Raw genomic sequence first — 15,519 nt, 5'->3', positions numbered from 1 at the left:
CAATGGATATCGTCGGAACCGCCATCCGCAAGCCCGTCGCCGTCCTGGTGGGCGTTATCCTCGTGGTCATGTTCGGCACGGTGGCCCTGCTCGGCCTGCCGTACCAGCTCTCGCCCAACGTGACCGAGCCGGTCATCACCGTGACCACCACCTGGACCGGGGCCACGCCCTACGAGATGGAGCGGGACGTGGCCGAGGAGCAGGAAAAGGTGCTCAAGGGCATCCCCGCCCTGACCCAGATGGAGAGCGCCAACTATAACGCCCGGACCGAGCTGACCCTCAAGTTCGAGATCGGCACCGAGATCGACAGCGCGCTGTTGCGCGTGTCCAACAAGCTTGACGAGGTCCCGGAATACCCCGACGGCGTGGACCGGCCGATCATCTCGGCCACCGGCGCGTCCACCTCCCCGGTCATCTGGCTGGTCCTCGAGACCCTGCCCGGCAACGACAGGGACGTGACCACCTACCGGACGTTTTTCGAGAACGACATCCGCCAGTACATCGAGCGCGTGGAGGGCGTGGCCGAATTGTTCATCGGCGGCGGCCGCGAGGACGAGATGGACATCATCATCGATCCCGTGAAGCTGGCCTCCTACAACCTGACCGCCACCGAACTGATCCGTGTGCTCGAGAGCGAGAACGTGTCCGTGTCCGCGGGCACGCTGGGCGTGGGGCGCCGCGACTACCGCATCCGCACCCCGGCCGATTTCAAGACCCCGGAGGACATCGAGTCCGTGGTCATCTCCTCGTCCGGCCAGTACCGCGTCACCCTGGGCGACGTGGCCACGGTGGCGCGCGGCAACGAGAAGCCCACGGTGGCCATGCGCTATAACGGCAAGACCGGCATGGTCGTGGGCGTGCGGCCCGAGCCGGGGACCAACATCCTGACCATGACCGACCAGGTCCACCAGGTCGTCATGGACCTCAACGACGGGCCCCTTGCCCAGCAGGGCGTGCGCTTCAACTGGGTCTACGACCAGCGTCCGTACATCAACGGCGCCATCGACCTGGTCCAGCGCAACATCCTCATCGGCTCCGTCCTGGCCGTCGTGGTCCTGTTCGTCTTTCTCCAATCCTTCAGCTCGACCATCATCGTGGCCGTCAGCATCCCGGTGTCCATCGTGGGCGCGTTCATCATGTTCGCGGCCGCCGGTCGGTCCCTGAACATCGTCTCCATGGCGGGCATCTCGTTCGCCGTGGGCATGCTCGTGGACAACGCCATCGTGGTCCTTGAGAACGTGGACCGGCACCGGCAGATGGGCAAGCCGCCGTTCAAGGCCGCCTATGACGGGGCCAGCGAGGTCTGGGGCGCGGTCCTGGCCTCCACCCTGACCACCGTGGCCGTGTTCCTGCCCGTGGTCTTCATGGAGCAGGAGGCCGGGCAGTTGTTCAAGGACATCGCCATCGCCGTGACCTGCGCCATCGCCCTGTCCATGCTCGTGTCTGTCCTGGTCATCCCCATGCTGGCCAACCAGTTCTACCGCATCGCGGACAACAAGAAACAGCGTGCGGCCGCATCCGACGGGCCGCGCACCCCGGCCGGGCTGTCCCTGGCCAAGCGGGCGCTCCGGCCCCTGAACCGTCTGGGCGGGAAGCTGGCCGACTGGATCATCGGCCTGCTTTCCTGGGCCATCGACAACTGGAGGACACGGCTGATCACCGTCCTGGGGTTGACCGCCGTGTCCGTGCTCATGGTCGTCAGCATGTTCCCGAAGATGGAATACCTGCCCCAGGGCAACCGCAACCTGATCATCAACATCCTCATCCCGCCCCCGGGCCTGTCCTTCGAGGAGCGTGACGACATCGGCAAATATGTCTTCGACCAGGTCAGGCCGAGGTTCCACAAGGAAGAGAACGGCCAGCCCGGCGTGGAGGAGCTTTTCTACGTGTCCGCGCCGACCATCAACCTGTTCGGGGCCATCTCCACTCAGGAGCAGAACGCGGGTGCGCTCATCCCCATGTTCATGCGGATCATCAATTCCATTCCCGGCATGTTCGGCGTGTCGCTCCAGGCGTCGATCTTCGAGCAGGGCATCGGCGAGGGCCGCGTCATCAACGTGGACTTCTCGGGCGATGACCTGAACCAGCTCGTGGCCGCGGCAGGGACCATGTTCGGCATGACCATGCAGGCCATCCACGGCGCGCAGATCCGGCCCATCCCGTCGCTGGAGCTCCTCTATCCCGAGGTCCGGTTCCACCCCTACCGCGATCGGCTCAAGGCCGTCGGCCTGAGTTCCAACGACCTGGGTACGGCCATCGACGTGATCATGGACGGCCGCACCATCGGCGACTTCAAGGAGGAGGGCAAAAAGAAGATCGATCTGGTGCTCAAGGCCTCCGCAGAGGATGTGGCCACGCCCGAGGAGCTCTACTCGCAGCTCGTGGCCACCCCCAACGGTTGGGCCGTGCCGCTCTCCTCCCTGGCCGACATGGAGAACACCTACGGCGTGACCCAGATCCGCCACCTGGAGCGCAGGCGGACCATCACCTTGCAGGTCACCCCGCCCGTGGACATGCCGTTGCAGTCCGCCATGGAAGTCATCCAGCAGCAGCTCCTCCCCAAGGTGGAGCAATCCGGGCTCATGCACGGCGTGTCCGTGCGGCTGTCCGGTGCGGCCGACAAGCTGACCGTGACCCGCGACGCGCTCAAGTGGAACTTCATCCTGGCCATGCTCATCACTTATTTGCTCATGGCCGCCCTGTTCGAAAATTTCATCTACCCGTTGATCATCATGTTCACCGTGCCCCTGGCCGGCGCGGGCGGCTTCATGGGGCTCAGGCTCGAAAATCTGCTCATCGCCCCGCAACCGCTCGACATTCTGACCATGCTCGGGTTCGTCATCCTCATCGGCGTGGTCGTGAACAACGCCATCCTCATCGTCCACCAGTCGCTGAACAACGTGCGCGAACGGGCCATGGACTACAAGGAGGCCGTGCTCGACGCTACCCGAACGCGGTTGCGGCCCATCTACATGTCCGCGACCACTTCGGTCTTCGGCATGCTTCCCCTGGCCCTGGCCCCCGGCCCCGGATCGGAGCTCTATCGCGGCCTGGGCGCGGTGGTCCTGGGCGGCCTGGCCCTGTCCACGGTGTTCACCGTGTTCGTCATCCCGGCCCTGCTCATGTTCGTCATCCCCATGGAACAGGTGGGCAGCCGACGGGAAGAGGACTAGCCCCACCGACCGGAAAGCAAAACGGCCCGCCATGTTCGCCATGGCGGGCCGTTCGTTTTGCCGTTGTCCCGTTTTGCAGCTAGTCGTTCGTCCTGGTGGGATTGTCCAGGACCCGTTCCACCGCGTTGCGGATCTGGGAGCGCAACTCGTAGTCCGAGATGCGGTCCGAGAGCACGATGGACCCGGCCTGGGCATAGGCCGCCGGGAGCAGGTTCAGGGTCAGGGCGTAGATATCCTGTATGTCCAGGTCCTCGAAAATATAGTCTTCGTAATATTCCTCGATGATCTGCGGGACCAGTTCGGCCACGCGCCGCTCGTTGCGGTTTACGATCTTGGATACGTCCACCCCATTGATCTTCATGGTCTTTTTGAGCATCATCAGCCTTCCCCCCGGTGGTTGGCGGTTTCGTCAGGAGTTGCCGCATACTAACCTTGATCGCCGTTATTTGGCAATCGAATGGTACATTTCATGCTAAGAATATAGGGTGAGCGTCTGCGGCCATTCGTTACAACGCCTGCGCGGGAAGACATCATGGCAACGCAACCTATTGAACAGGCTGTACAAGGGTACACGTATCGACGTCCGGGGAAAGCCGCTTCGGACAGTGAATTTCCCCTGGGCCCGGAGCAGTCAAAAAACCGTCGGGAAGACGCGCCCTCGGGTTCGGTCCTGCGCGGCTATCTCCGCGACCTGCTTTCCGCCGCCTTTCCCGACGAGACCGCGCAACTGACCTTTGCCGACGTCGAGGTCCGCCACGGCGAACTGCTCGAAACCTGGAACGACGAGGTCAAGGACGACCTCGAATCCTTGGGCGCGGACACCGCTACGGTCTTCCGCCTGCTCTACGACCCGGCGGGCTCGGTCGCGGTCGCCGGCGAGCACCCGGACAAGGACATGATCAACGCCTACTTCACAGCCAACCCCGACCGGGTCCGGCAGCTCGGCCGGGCCCTCCAGTTCGGCAAGCTCGCCGCTGCGGCCCGAAACAACCTGTCCGAACGGGACATGACCCGCCCCCTGTCCACCGACGCCATGGCCTGGTGGTACTCCACCAACATGACCTCCCACTCGTTGTTCGCCCCCGGCGGCGTTGTGGTGGGAGCGGGTGCCGCCCCCTATAAAGGATTGGACATCAGAGTGTAGTGGGTGGGGGAGCATCTCCCCGCGTTGCCTACCTTTCTTGGAGCGATTCGGGTGCGCAGCACCCGACAGCGGCTCAGTCCCCCGCGCTCGGAATAGGCTTTGATTCGCCCCGTCCTGGGGCTCTCCCCTTCGGGGTATTGCGGAAAGACCGCAACGTCCAAATCCGATGTCCTGCGGATTTGTCGAGAGTGGGGCAGCTGTGCATTTTCTTTCGGCCGGGGCAACCGCAGCGTAGCCGTCTACGTGAGGATTGGCCCGGCCGGAAAAAATGTGCAGATGGCCCGCTCTCGGAAGCCGCCTCCCGTCGCGCCATGACTCGTTTCTAGGCGAAGTCCTTCAGATACTTCTCCAACCGGTTCATGCCTTCCTCGATGTTGGCCATGGAGGTGGCGTAGGAGAAGCGGATGTAGCCTTCAGCGCCCTGGCCGAAGTCGATGCCGGGCGTGACGGCGATGTGGGCCTTTTCGAGGATGTCGTAGGCCAGCGCCAGGGAGGAGCCGCCGAATTTTTCGGCGTAGGGGCGCATGTTGACGAGCACGTAGAACGCGCCGGTGGGTTCGTGCTTGACGGGCAGGCCCATGTTCTTGAGGCGGCCGAGCATGGAGATGCGGCGCTTGTTGTAGGTGGCCTTCATGCGTTCCACGTCCGGCCCGGCCTCCTTGAGCGCGGCCAAGCCGCCCCACTGGGCCATGGTATTGGCCGAGATGAAGAAGTTCTGGCAGAGGTTCTGGAGGGTGCGCATGAAGTTGGGCGGGGCGATGAGGTAGCCCAGCCGCCAGCCGGTCATGGCGTAGAGCTTGGAGAAGCCGTTGAACACGAAGGCGCGGTCCGTGTATTCGAGGATGGAGTGTTCCTTCCCCTCGTAGACCAGGCCGTGGTAGATCTCGTCGGATACGATCCACAGGTTGTGCTCCTCGGCGATCTCGGCGATGGCCTTGAGCCGTTCCTCGGAGAGCAGGGTGCCGGTGGGGTTGGCCGGGGAGTTGATCAGGATGGCCTTGATCCGGTCGTTCTCCTTGAGCGCCTTGCGGATGGCGGACACGCGGTACTGGAAGCCGTCGTCCTCGAAGACCGGGACCTTGACCGGCTCGGCCCCGGCAAAGGTGATGAAATTGTCGTAGCAGGCGTAGCACGGGTCCGAGGTGATGACCTTGTCGCCCTGCTCCAGGATGGTGGAGAAGAGCACGAGCATGGCCGGGCTGGTGCCCTGGGTGACGACCATGTTGTCCGGGGCGATGTCCACGCCGTAGCGCTTTGCGTAGTCCTCGCAAATGGCCTCGCGCAGTTCGCGGATGCCGAGCGAGTGGGTGTAGTGGGTCAGGTTGTCGTCGAGCGCCTTGCAGGCGGCCTTCTTGGCGCATTCGGGCGTGTCGAAGTCCGGTTCGCCCACGCACATGCGGATGACGGACTGACCGGCGCGCTCCATGGCCTCGGCCTTTTCGTTGATTTCCATGACCAGGAACGGGGTGATGCCGCAGCAACGATCGGATATGCTCATGACGTTTCTCGCAAAAAGAAAACCCCGCCCCTCGCCGGTGCAGCAAGAGGCGGGGAAAGTTGTTTACAGTGTCGTTGGTTACGCTACTTCGACGATTTCGATGTCGAACACCAAGGTCTGGCCGGACAGGGGATGGTTGCCGTCAAGGGTGACCAGTTCGTCGTCGAATTCGGTCACGCGGACGTAGGCGGGCTGGCCGTCCTCGGTGCGGATCTCCAGCATGATGCCCTCTTCCAGCTCCACGGTGGGCGGGAGCTGCTCGCGGCGGACCTGGAAGACCAGTTCCTCGCTGGGGGAGCCGTAGCCCTCCTCGGGCGGGATTTCCACGGTCACGGTGTCGCCAACGGACTTGCCGATGACGGCCTTCTCGAACCCGGCGATGACCATGCCTTCACCCAGTTTGAACTCCAGCGGCTCGCGGCCTTCGCTGGAATCAAACTGGCTGCCGTCCTCCTTGAGGGTGCCGGTGTAGTGTACCTTGACGGTGCTGCCATTCTGCGCAGTCATAGAATCTCCTGGATGGTTGTTTGGCCCGGTCGTGTCCGGGGGGATGGGGACATCCTAGCGCGTTTTCGCCTAGAAGTCGAAGTTGATGACCTTGCGGACCTCTTCCATGGTCTTCACGGCGTAGGAACGGGCCTTGGCGTTGCCGGCCTCCAGAATCTCCCGCACCCGCTCGTCGGTGCAGGCGGCGCGGCGTTCGTGCAGAGGCGTGAGGAACCGCTCCAGGGACTCCATGAGCAGCTTCTTGCAATCCACGCAGCCCCAGGACGCGTCCTTGCAGCCCTTGATGATCTCGGGAAGCCTTTCCGGGTCGGTCATGAGCCGGTGGTAGGGGAAGAGGTTGCAGACGTCCGGGTCGCCCGGATCGGATTTGCGCAGCCGGTTCTCGTCGGTCTTCATGCCGCGGACCTTGGGCATGATCTCGTCCAGCGGTTCGGAGAGCATGATGGAGTTGCCGTAGCTCTTGGACATCTTGCGTCCGTCCAGGCCGGGCAGGACCGGCTCCTCGGTGAGCATGTCCGCCGGTTCCGGGAACAGGTCGGTGTTGTTCAGGTGGTTGAAGCGGCGCGCGATCTCGCGGGTCAGTTCCAGGTGCGGCAACTGGTCCTTGCCCACGGGCACGGCCAGGGGCTTGTACATGAGGATGTCCACGGACATGAGCACCGGGTAGCCGAGGAAGCCGTGGGTGTTCAGGTCCTTCTGGGCGAGCTGTTCCTTCTGGTCCTTGTAGGTCGGGCAGCGTTCGAGCCAGCCGAGCGGGGTGTACATGGACAGGATCAGGTTGAGCTCGGCGTGCTCCTTGATCTGGGACTGCTGGAAGATGGAGCACTTTTCCGGGTCCAGTCCGGCGGCCACCCAGTCCTTGACCAGGCCGGGGACGAACCCCTTGATGCGGGTCGGGTCGGCGTATTCGCTGGTCAGGGCGTGCCAGTCGGCGACGAAGAAATAGCAGTCGTATTCCTCCTGGAGCTTCAGCCAGTTGGCGATGACGCCGAAGTAGTGACCGAGGTGCAGGGGGCCCGTGGGGCGCATGCCGGAGAGGATTCGTTGTTTTTCGCTCATGATGAAGTGGTCTGCGGTTAGAGGGTGAGAGGGTTAGAGGGGGACGCCCAGCAGGGAACCCAGGCCCTGGACCAGGGGGACGATCACCCGGCCGACGATGTCGAGCCCGGTGTAGCGTCCGAGCAGGATGATGGCGATGAGGATGATGAACCCGTAGCGGCTCATGGACATGTATCTGTAGGCGGCGCGCGGGGAAAGAAAGTACGCAAGGACGTTGCTGCCGTCCAGCGGCGGAATGGGCAGGAGATTGAAGGCGGCCAGGATGAGATTGACGAAGACCCCGTAGTAGGCCACGGCGTACAGGGCGTTGCGCGGGCTCAGGCCGAACAGGGCCATGAGGTGGAACGCCCCGGCAAACAGGGCGGCCAGGATGAAGTTGATGCCCGGCCCGGCCATGGCCGTGAACATCATGCCCTTGCGCGGGTTCTTGAAGTAGCGGGCGTTGACCGGCACGGGCCGTGCCCAGCCGAAATGGACGAAGAAGAAGGCCAGGGTGCCTATGGGGTCCAGGTGCTTGAGGGGGTTCAGGGTCAGCCGTCCGGCGGACTTGGCCGTGGGGTCGCCCAGCAGGTAGGCCACGTAGCCGTGGGCCACCTCGTGGAAGACCAGGGCGATGAGCAGGCCCGGCGCCAGGGTCAGGTAGACCTGGATGTCCTGTGCGGTGATGTTGAACATCAGGTGCGGCTATCATGCAACGGGGTTGGGCGGCAAGGTATTTCAACCCGCTGCCCCGCCCGGCCCGGCGGTTGTTACACGATCTCCGCGCGGGACAGCAGCTTGATGAACCGCTTGAGCATGTCCGGTTCCACCAGCCCCTTGTCGTCGGTCAGGGCCTTGAGGGCGTCGAACGGCTTGATGGCCCGCCTGTACGGGCGGTTGCGGGTCAGGTCGTCGTAGCGGTTGCACAGGGCGACCACGCGGGTGGGCAGGGGAATCTCATCGTTGGCCGCCTGGGTGGGGTAGCCCTTGCCGTCGATGCGTTCATGGTGGAACAGGATGCAGTTGGTGGCGCTGACCGGCAGGTCGAAGTTGGCGCAGACGCGTACCCCGATGAGCGGGTGCATGGCATAGGCCTGGTGCTGTGCCGGTCCCATGGTCTCGGGGTCGGCGTTGAGCAGGCTCTCCTCCATGCCGACCTGGCCTATGTCGTGGAGCAGGGCGCCCATGCCGCAGGCCAGGACGTCCTCGTCCTCGAACCGGTACTCCAGCATCAGGTTCACGGCGTAGACCATGGTGGAGATGCCGTGGTGGTAGGTCCCGTACCCCTTGCCGATGAACCGGGTCAGTTTCTTGAGCGGCGCCGGGGACTTGAGGAAGGAGGTGCTGCTGCGGACGAGCTCCTGGAAGCGAATGTAGCGCTTCTTGAAGGCCGGGCCGGGTAGGTTGGTCTCGAACAGCTCCTTGGACAGGGCGGAGGCCGCGTTGGTCCAGGCCTGGGCGCGTTCGGCCAGGGAGATGGACTCGTCCTCGAGCAGTTCGATGAGGTTGGCCTGGATATAGCTATGGTAGAGCTTGCGGGCGCGCTTGTCCACGTAGATGGTCACGATGCCCGCCAGGGCCAGCTCCTTGCGCTTGGCCTTGGTCAGCATCCGGCCGCTGGCGTTGAACAGGACATAGCTGTCGTCGTGGCGCAGGAAGATGTCGAAGGGCACCTTGAAATCCGGCCTCAGGATGAGCGGCGATATGGGGAAATATTCTGCCTTGGTCAGTTGCGCCATGGGGGACTTCCGATTTTTCCGGGGTTCTTTGGACCGGCCATCCACTACCGGAATCATTCCAGGTATCCATGAAACTTGTCGGTTGTCAATGATAGCCGGATGTCCTTTCGGGAGCCCGGAAAGCAGGACGCCCTCCACGCTGGGAGGGCGTCCGTTTCGGGAGTGAGTGGGTAGGAGAAAAGTTAGGCGCCGGCCTTGTTCAGGGCCATCCTGACCTTGTCCTTCAACTCGGTCAGATCCACGGACTTGACCACGTAGTAGTCGGCCGCAATGGACTTGAGATCATGCTGAAAGGAGTCGTAGGCCGTCGAGAGAATGACCGGGATCTGCTGATCCTTGGTGCGGATTTCCTGCAACAGGTCGAGCCCCGAGCGGTTGACGCCGAGCTTGATATCCAGAATGACTATGGTCGGATTTTCCCTGGCGATGACGTCGAGGATGTCCTCTTCCCCGTCGGAGGTGGCGACGACGTAATCGTCGGCTTCCAGCTCTTCCCGGTAGAGCATGCGGATGTGTTTTTCATCGTCCACTACGAGAATTTTGGGTTGGCTCATGGCTTCCTCCTTGGAATTAGCCCTTAATACGAGCATAGGCGATATAGCACTTTAGGGTCAACAGCGGTTTTGAAATTAATGGCATATTCTCTCATTTTCCCTCTCCGTTCCGGGCAGCGGGCCGGGCGGAACTTGAACTCGTTCGCCAATCTGCGTACTGTCCGCCGCAGCCGTTGGCCCTCAAAATGGCCTGCGGCAAAGGAGATACCGAATGATCATTGTCAATCTGGAACCGGACGGAAAGCGCATCGAACTGAACGACACGCGCTCGGTGCTGGCCGTGCTGAACAAATTGCGGCTCCGTCCCACCATGGCCATCGTCGTCCGCGACGGCGAACTGCTCACCGCGGACCGCATGCTCGCCAACGGCGACGAACTGATGGTCCGCAAAGTCACCTCGGCCGGCTGAGGGGGATATCCATATGAAATGCACCCGCTGCCGCAAGACGGCCCACGTGGCCCTGCCGAGCCACCATTCCGGGTTCTGCGCCGACTGCTACCCGCTCTTCTTCACCCGGCAGGTGGAGACGGCCATCCGCCGGGAGAAGATGTTCACCCATGACGACCGGGTCCTGGTGGCCCTGTCCGGGGGCAAGGACTCCCTGGCGTTGATGCTTGAACTCAAATTGCAGGGGTACGACGTGACCGGCCTGCACATCGACCTGGGCATCCCGAACTCGTCGGACAAGGCCCGAAGGAAGGTCGAGAACTTCTGCGAAAAGAACGAACTGCCCCTGCGCGTCTTCGAGATGGCCGCCTGGGGCCTGCCCATTCCGGACGTCAAGGAGCATGTCAAGCGCCCGGTCTGCGCCGTGTGCGGCAAGATGAAGCGCCACCACTTCAACCGCATCGCGGTGGAGGAGGGATTCGACGTCCTGGCCACCGGCCACAACCTCGATGACGAGGTGGCCCGGCTGTTCGCCAACACCCTGCGCTGGGACACGGCCTACCTGTCCGACCAGGGCCCGGTCCTGCCCGCGTCGGAGGGGTTCGTGCGCAAGGTCAAGCCCCTGTTCCGTTTAAGCGAGTTCGAGACCGCCAACTACGCCTTCCTCAAGGGCATCGAGATCCACTCCGATCCCTGCCCGTATGCGGGCGGGGCCAGCTTCACCGGCCACAAGGAGCTGTGGGGCGAGCTGGAACACCGCAGCCCCGGCCAGAAATTCCAATTCTACCAGTCCTTTCTCAAGAAGGGCAAACCGGCTTTCGCCCAGGTGGAGAAAGAGACCGGGGCGGAACTGAAACCGTGCACCGAGTGCGGCTCGCCCACCAGCGCCGAGGTCTGCTCGGTCTGCCGCATCAGGGCGGCGGTGCGCGAGAGCAAGGCCCAGGCGGAGTAGCCCGTGGCCGGACCTCGAATCTCCGTGACCATGCCCTGCTATAATTGCGGGGCCACCGTGGCCGGAGCGCTCGATTCGCTCCTGGCCCAGGAGGGCGCAGATTTCGAGGTGGTGGCCGTGGACGACGGATCGACCGACGAAACCGCGTCCGTCCTGGCCGAATATGCGTGCCGGGACGGGCGCGTCCGCACCTTCTCCATTTCCCATGGCGGGGTCATCCGGGCGGCCAACGCGGCCATCGAAGCCTCGCGTGGGCAATACATCGCCCGCATGGACGCCGACGACGAGGCGCTGCCGGGCAGGCTCGCGGCCCAGGCCGGGCTGCTCGACGACCACCCGGACGTCGGCCTGGTCGGCTGCCGCGTCCGCTTCGGCGGCTGCCGCCGGAAATGCCGTGGGTATGCCCGCTACGTGGACTGGACCAACACGCTCCTGGACCACGAGGCCATCAGCCTGAACCGGTTCGTGGAGTTCCCAGTGCCCAACCCGTCCATCATGTTCCGGCGCGACTGCCTGGAAAAGCACGGTCCGTACCGCGAGGGCGACTTCCCCGAGGACTACGACCTGCTCCTGCGCTGGCTGGAGGGCGGGGTCAGGATGCTCAAGGCGGACGCCGAGCTGCTGGTCTGGAACGATCCGCCGGACCGGTTGTCGCGCACCCACCCGCGCTACGACGTGGACGCCTTCTATCGCGTCAAGACCGAGTACCTGGCCCGCTGGCTTGCGCGCAACAACCCGCACCACCCGGTGGTCCACATCCTCGGTTCGGGGCGGACCACCCGCAAGCGGGCCGACCTGCTTCTCGGGCACGGCATCAAGTTTGCGGCCTACTACGACGTGGACCCGAACAAGATCGGCCACGTGGTCCACGGCCTGCCGGTCCGCGACCGCGCCGAAGCTCCGAGGCCGGGCGAGGGGTTCTGCATCCCGTACGTGGCCAGCCGGGGCGCGCGCGAGGAGATCGCCGCGTTCCTCGAAGGGCGCGGCGGCCGGCTTGGGCGCGACTACATTCCGGCCGCCTGATTTTTCTCTCGGCCTAGCCATTCCTCCCGGAATCTGGCACGGTTCGCTCAAGACAAGGAGCGTTCATGAACTTCGTATCCACCCCGGATTGCGCCCCCCCGGCGGGGCATTATTCACAGGGCGTCGTGCACGGCGGCCTGGTCTGGGTCTCGGGCATGCTCGCCGTGGACCCGGCCACGGGAGAGCGCAGGCTCGGGTCCGTCGAGGAACAGACCCGGCAGGCGCTTGCCAACGTGGAAGCGGTCCTGCGCGCCGCCGGTTCGAGCCGCGACCGGGTGCTCAAGTGTACCTGCTATATCGCCGACATCGAACTGTGGGGCCGGGTCAACGCGGTCTACGCCGAGTTTTTCGGTGCCCACAAGCCTGCCCGCGCCGTGGTTCCGACCCGTGAGCTGCACTACGGCTTCCTGGTGGAGATCGAGTGCGTGGCCGCCGTGAACGAGGCCGAAGGGGAGGGCGCATGACCCGGTTCGTCTGCCGCGACTGCGGTCTGGATTTCGACGTCATGGTCCCGCGCTGGCGCTGCGACTGCGGCGGGCTGCTGGACCTGGACTTCACTCCGAGCCTCGACCCGGCCGAGGTGGCCGGGCGGCCCGCCACCCTGTGGCGCTACCGCGAGGCCCTGCCCGTGCCCGAGGGCGCGGAACTGACCCTGGGCGAGGGGTTCACCCCCATGGTCGAGGTGGAACTGGGCGGCCGGCCGGTGCTGGTCAAGCAGGAGCAGCTCTTCCCCACCGGCTCGTACAAGGACCGGGGCGCGGCGGTCATGATGGCCATGGCCGCGCATATGGGCGTGACCGACGTGGTCGAGGACTCGTCCGGCAACGCGGGCTGCGCCGTGTCGGCCTTTGCGGCCAAGGCGGGCATCCGTTGCAGGATTTTCGTGCCCGCCGACAACTCGCCGGGCAAGCTCGGCCAGATCGAACTCTACGGGGCCGAGCTCGAACCCGTGCCCGGCTCGCGCGAGGACACGGCCGCGGCGTGCATGGCCGCGGCGCGGGACCGCTACTACGCCAGCCACGTGTACAATCCGTTCTTCTTCCACGGCACCAAGACCTTCGCCTACGAGGTGGCCGAGCAGCTCGGCTGGAAGGGGCCCGACACCGTGGTCCTGCCCGCGGGCAACGGCACCCTGCTTCTCGGGGCCCACATCGGCTTCACCGAACTCAGGGACATGGGGCTCGTCGAGCGCGTGCCCCGGCTGGTGGCCGTGCAGTCCGCCCGGTGCGCGCCGCTGTGCGCGGCCTTTGCCGCGGGCGAGGACGCCGTGACCGCCGCCGTGTCCGAACCGACCCTGGCCGAGGGCATCGCCATCGGGCTGCCCATGCGCGGCACCCAGATGCTTGAGGCCGTGCGCAACACCGGCGGGACCTGCCTGGCCGTGTCCGAGGAGGCCATCCTGGCCGCCTTCCGGGACGCGGGCCGCAAGGGGTTCTGCATCGAGCCGACTTCGGCGGCCGTGGCGGCAGGGGCCGCCGAGTACGCCAGGTCCGCCGCGCCGGGCGAGGTTATCGTGACCATGTTCACGGGCCACGGACTCAAGGTGGGCGACAAACTGCACAAGCTGGTCAGCGACTGACCGGGAGGACGCATCCCATGGCCGACATCGACGCTCCGACGACGCATATCCCCAAGCCCCGCAACCCGTGGCTGGCCCTGATCTTCTCCCTGGTGGCCGTGGGCTTGGGCCAGGTCTACAACGGCCAGTGGAAAAAGGGCGTGGGCCTCTACCTGACCGAACTGCTCGTGGCCCTGTTCATGATCCTGTTCTGGGCCGATTTCGCGGCCATGCTCCTCTGTGTGTCCATCCTGCTCGGCTACAACCTGTTTGTGGCCGGGGAGGCCTTTGTCACGGCGCGTAAATCCTCGGGATACACGCTCAAGCCGTGCAACCGGTGGTGGGTCTACCTCATCTGCCTGGCCGTCAGCCTCGGTTCGGGCGCGGCCTACGAGCGGGTGGTCAAGGGCTGGTTCTTCAGGGCCTACAAGGTGCCGTCGGCCTCCATGCTCCCGACCATCCGGGTGGGCGACCATTTCATGGTCGAGGTCCTGGAGCCGGGGGACGCACTGAAACGCGGCGAGATCGTCATCTTTTCCACGCCCGAGACTCGGCGGCGCGATTTCGTCAAGCGGATCGTCGGCTTGCCCGGCGAAACCGTGGAGATCAGGGCGCGGCAGGTGTTCATCGACGGCGCGCCCCTGGACGAGCCCTACGTGCGCCATTCCAAGGCGGGCATCCGGCCGGTGCGCGACGCCTGCGGGCCGGTCACCCTGGGGCCGGACGAATATTTTCTCATGGGCGACAACCGCGAGGACAGCTTCGATTCGCGCTGGCTTGGGCCGGTGCCCAGGAAGAGGATAACCGGGAGGGCCGGGTACATCTATTTCCCCGGCGACATGAACGCGCCCGACTGGACGGACAGGCTGGGATCGCCCCTGCGCTAGGCGGACGGCCTACCAGAACTCGCGGGCCGCGAACAGCCCGTCGGCCTGGTTGATCTTGAGCGGGCGGACTTCCTCGATGCCCAGGGCGTCCATGTAGCCCAGGACCAGGATGAGGTTGGTCAGGCGGCTCTCGGCGTATTCGCTCTTGAAGTCCTTGTCCGGCCTGCCGGTCCACTTTTTGAGGGCCTCGGCCACCTCGTCGCGGGTGTAGGTTTCCTTGCGCCCGCCCAGCACCTCGGGCACGGAGTAGTAGTGCACCCCGCCGATGCCGGCCACGGTCAGGCCCGGACGGGCGACCCGGTTGGCGATATACAGGGGCACGGTCATGGCCGCGTGGGCCTGAATGTAGGCCAGGGCCTGCTCCACTTCGTCCGGGCTGACCGGGTTGGGGCTGACCGTGGTGTTGATGTCCTTGCGCTGGATGGTCTGGATGACCACGTTCTTGAAGGCCACCGAGGCCATGGGGTCGATGTAGAAGAGCAGGCCGCCGTCCGGCTTGCGGATGGTCATCTGCATGGAGTTGCCGCCGATGTCCCAGACCAGGAGATCGTGGGCCTTGTCGCCCAGTTCCTGGCGCACGGCGTGGTAGCAGAGCATGGCCGCCTGTTGCTCGGAGATGACCCGCGAGGGGATGCCCGTCTCCTGGCGGATGCGCACGAAATACGCCCGTCCGTTCTGGGCCTTCTGGAAGATGCGGCCGCCCACGGCCGAGTATTCCAGGGCGTTCTTCTCCACGGCCACGGACTTGAGCCTTTCCAAGGTCTGGATCCCTTGGGCCATGATGTCCTTGCTCAGGTTGCCGTCATAGGAGCGGGCCAGGTCCTCGGCGAAGTCGACCTTTTCGGACAGGGTGGCCACGGGGTTGACGATGAGTCCGGTGGAGATGTCCACGTCCGCGATGATGCATTTGATGTTGGCGGCGCCGACGTCGAAGGCCGCGCGTCGGACCACGGTGGCGTCCTGCGCAAGAGACGGCGCAATCATGCAGAGGCACAGGATCACCCCGGCCAGCAGTGCCATGTTCAGTTTCGGACGCATATTTCCTCCCCCGTATAACC

16 protein-coding genes are annotated in these 15,519 nt (G+C 64.6%); 8 read left to right on the top strand and 8 right to left on the bottom strand.

Annotated features, from left to right (window positions below; translation table 11 throughout):
* Window positions 1-2: 2 nt before the first annotated feature.
* Window positions 3-3,173: an efflux RND transporter permease subunit gene (locus tag V8V93_RS15800; protein WP_338667563.1), complete on the top strand. Its 3,171-nt coding sequence runs from the start codon at window positions 3-5 to the stop codon at window positions 3,171-3,173.
* 79 nt (window positions 3,174-3,252) lie between these two features.
* On the opposite strand, the gene V8V93_RS15795 is transcribed toward V8V93_RS15800, so the two are convergent.
* Window positions 3,253-3,552, bottom strand: coding sequence for a late competence development ComFB family protein (locus tag V8V93_RS15795; protein WP_338667562.1), 300 nt, complete (start codon window positions 3,550-3,552; stop codon window positions 3,253-3,255).
* Between the two features lie 153 nt (window positions 3,553-3,705).
* On the opposite strand from V8V93_RS15795, the gene V8V93_RS15790 reads away from it, so the two are divergent.
* On the top strand, window positions 3,706-4,317 hold the full coding sequence (locus V8V93_RS15790) for a hypothetical protein (protein WP_338667561.1): 612 nt from the start codon (window positions 3,706-3,708) through the stop codon (window positions 4,315-4,317).
* A gap of 322 nt (window positions 4,318-4,639) precedes the next feature.
* Here V8V93_RS15790 and V8V93_RS15785 read toward each other — a convergent pair whose 3' ends face one another.
* The 6 genes from V8V93_RS15785 to V8V93_RS15760 all read right to left on the bottom strand — a co-directional run bounded on the left by V8V93_RS15785 (window position 4,640) and on the right by V8V93_RS15760 (window position 9,653).
* Window positions 4,640-5,815: a pyridoxal phosphate-dependent aminotransferase gene (locus tag V8V93_RS15785; RefSeq protein ID WP_338667560.1), complete on the bottom strand. Its 1,176-nt coding sequence runs from the start codon at window positions 5,813-5,815 to the stop codon at window positions 4,640-4,642.
* A gap of 78 nt (window positions 5,816-5,893) precedes the next feature.
* Window positions 5,894-6,322: an FKBP-type peptidyl-prolyl cis-trans isomerase gene (locus tag V8V93_RS15780; protein WP_338667559.1), complete on the bottom strand. Its 429-nt coding sequence runs from the start codon at window positions 6,320-6,322 to the stop codon at window positions 5,894-5,896.
* Between the two features lie 69 nt (window positions 6,323-6,391).
* On the bottom strand, window positions 6,392-7,381 hold the full coding sequence (gene trpS, locus V8V93_RS15775) for a tryptophan--tRNA ligase (RefSeq protein WP_338667558.1): 990 nt from the start codon (window positions 7,379-7,381) through the stop codon (window positions 6,392-6,394).
* A gap of 33 nt (window positions 7,382-7,414) precedes the next feature.
* Window positions 7,415-8,056 (bottom strand): site-2 protease family protein, encoded by a 642-nt coding sequence (locus V8V93_RS15770; protein WP_338667557.1) that lies wholly within the window; start codon window positions 8,054-8,056, stop codon window positions 7,415-7,417.
* 74 nt (window positions 8,057-8,130) lie between these two features.
* Window positions 8,131-9,099 (bottom strand): HD-GYP domain-containing protein, encoded by a 969-nt coding sequence (locus V8V93_RS15765; protein ID WP_338667556.1) that lies wholly within the window; start codon window positions 9,097-9,099, stop codon window positions 8,131-8,133.
* 182 nt (window positions 9,100-9,281) lie between these two features.
* Complete coding sequence (locus V8V93_RS15760; protein WP_338667555.1) at window positions 9,282-9,653, bottom strand: response regulator; 372 nt, start codon at window positions 9,651-9,653, stop codon at window positions 9,282-9,284.
* Between the two features lie 211 nt (window positions 9,654-9,864).
* Between V8V93_RS15760 and V8V93_RS15755 the strand changes: the two genes are divergently transcribed.
* From V8V93_RS15755 to lepB, 6 genes are all read left to right on the top strand, one after another.
* Window positions 9,865-10,062, top strand: a complete 198-nt coding sequence (locus tag V8V93_RS15755) for a hypothetical protein (protein WP_338667554.1) — start codon at window positions 9,865-9,867, stop codon at window positions 10,060-10,062.
* Window positions 10,063-10,075: 13 nt separating this feature from the next.
* Complete coding sequence (locus tag V8V93_RS15750; protein ID WP_338667553.1) at window positions 10,076-10,993, top strand: TIGR00269 family protein; 918 nt, start codon at window positions 10,076-10,078, stop codon at window positions 10,991-10,993.
* Window positions 10,994-10,996: 3 nt separating this feature from the next.
* Complete coding sequence (locus tag V8V93_RS15745) at window positions 10,997-12,016, top strand: glycosyltransferase (protein WP_338667552.1); 1,020 nt, start codon at window positions 10,997-10,999, stop codon at window positions 12,014-12,016.
* Between the two features lie 65 nt (window positions 12,017-12,081).
* A complete protein-coding gene (locus V8V93_RS15740; protein WP_338667551.1) occupies window positions 12,082-12,480 on the top strand; it encodes a RidA family protein in 399 nt (132 codons plus the stop codon).
* Entirely contained in the window at window positions 12,477-13,595 is a 1,119-nt protein-coding gene (locus tag V8V93_RS15735; RefSeq protein WP_338667550.1) for a threonine synthase, read from the top strand. Before V8V93_RS15740 ends, V8V93_RS15735 begins: the two co-directional genes overlap by 4 nt.
* A gap of 17 nt (window positions 13,596-13,612) precedes the next feature.
* Window positions 13,613-14,461, top strand: coding sequence for a signal peptidase I (gene lepB / locus V8V93_RS15730; protein WP_338667549.1), 849 nt, complete (start codon window positions 13,613-13,615; stop codon window positions 14,459-14,461).
* A gap of 9 nt (window positions 14,462-14,470) precedes the next feature.
* Here the strand turns inward: lepB and V8V93_RS15725 are convergent, their stop codons facing one another.
* Window positions 14,471-15,499: a Ppx/GppA phosphatase family protein gene (locus V8V93_RS15725; RefSeq protein WP_338667548.1), complete on the bottom strand. Its 1,029-nt coding sequence runs from the start codon at window positions 15,497-15,499 to the stop codon at window positions 14,471-14,473.
* Window positions 15,500-15,519 lie beyond the last annotated feature (20 nt).

Origin of the sequence: Pseudodesulfovibrio sp. 5S69 (assembly GCF_037094465.1) — a bacterium.
In the GTDB taxonomy this organism is placed as follows: Bacteria; Desulfobacterota; Desulfovibrionia; order Desulfovibrionales; family Desulfovibrionaceae; genus Pseudodesulfovibrio; species Pseudodesulfovibrio methanolicus.
This window is presented reverse-complemented; position numbering and strand designations above follow the sequence as displayed.

Bases quoted from the DNA above. Each gene is read 5' to 3' on its own strand.
- V8V93_RS15800 (WP_338667563.1), top strand. From the start codon at position 3: ATGGATATCGTCGGAACCGCCATCCGCAAGCCCGTCGCCGTCCTGGTG.
- V8V93_RS15795 (WP_338667562.1), bottom strand. From the start codon at position 3,552: ATGATGCTCAAAAAGACCATGAAGATCAATGGGGTGGACGTATCCAAG.
- V8V93_RS15790 (WP_338667561.1), top strand. From the start codon at position 3,706: ATGGCAACGCAACCTATTGAACAGGCTGTACAAGGGTACACGTATCGA.
- V8V93_RS15785 (WP_338667560.1), bottom strand. From the start codon at position 5,815: ATGAGCATATCCGATCGTTGCTGCGGCATCACCCCGTTCCTGGTCATG.
- V8V93_RS15780 (WP_338667559.1), bottom strand. From the start codon at position 6,322: ATGACTGCGCAGAATGGCAGCACCGTCAAGGTACACTACACCGGCACC.
- trpS (WP_338667558.1), bottom strand. From the start codon at position 7,381: ATGAGCGAAAAACAACGAATCCTCTCCGGCATGCGCCCCACGGGCCCC.
- V8V93_RS15770 (WP_338667557.1), bottom strand. From the start codon at position 8,056: ATGTTCAACATCACCGCACAGGACATCCAGGTCTACCTGACCCTGGCG.
- V8V93_RS15765 (WP_338667556.1), bottom strand. From the start codon at position 9,099: ATGGCGCAACTGACCAAGGCAGAATATTTCCCCATATCGCCGCTCATC.
- V8V93_RS15760 (WP_338667555.1), bottom strand. From the start codon at position 9,653: ATGAGCCAACCCAAAATTCTCGTAGTGGACGATGAAAAACACATCCGC.
- V8V93_RS15755 (WP_338667554.1), top strand. From the start codon at position 9,865: ATGATCATTGTCAATCTGGAACCGGACGGAAAGCGCATCGAACTGAAC.
- V8V93_RS15750 (WP_338667553.1), top strand. From the start codon at position 10,076: ATGAAATGCACCCGCTGCCGCAAGACGGCCCACGTGGCCCTGCCGAGC.
- V8V93_RS15740 (WP_338667551.1), top strand. From the start codon at position 12,082: ATGAACTTCGTATCCACCCCGGATTGCGCCCCCCCGGCGGGGCATTAT.
- V8V93_RS15735 (WP_338667550.1), top strand. From the start codon at position 12,477: ATGACCCGGTTCGTCTGCCGCGACTGCGGTCTGGATTTCGACGTCATG.
- lepB (WP_338667549.1), top strand. From the start codon at position 13,613: ATGGCCGACATCGACGCTCCGACGACGCATATCCCCAAGCCCCGCAAC.
- V8V93_RS15725 (WP_338667548.1), bottom strand. From the start codon at position 15,499: ATGCGTCCGAAACTGAACATGGCACTGCTGGCCGGGGTGATCCTGTGC.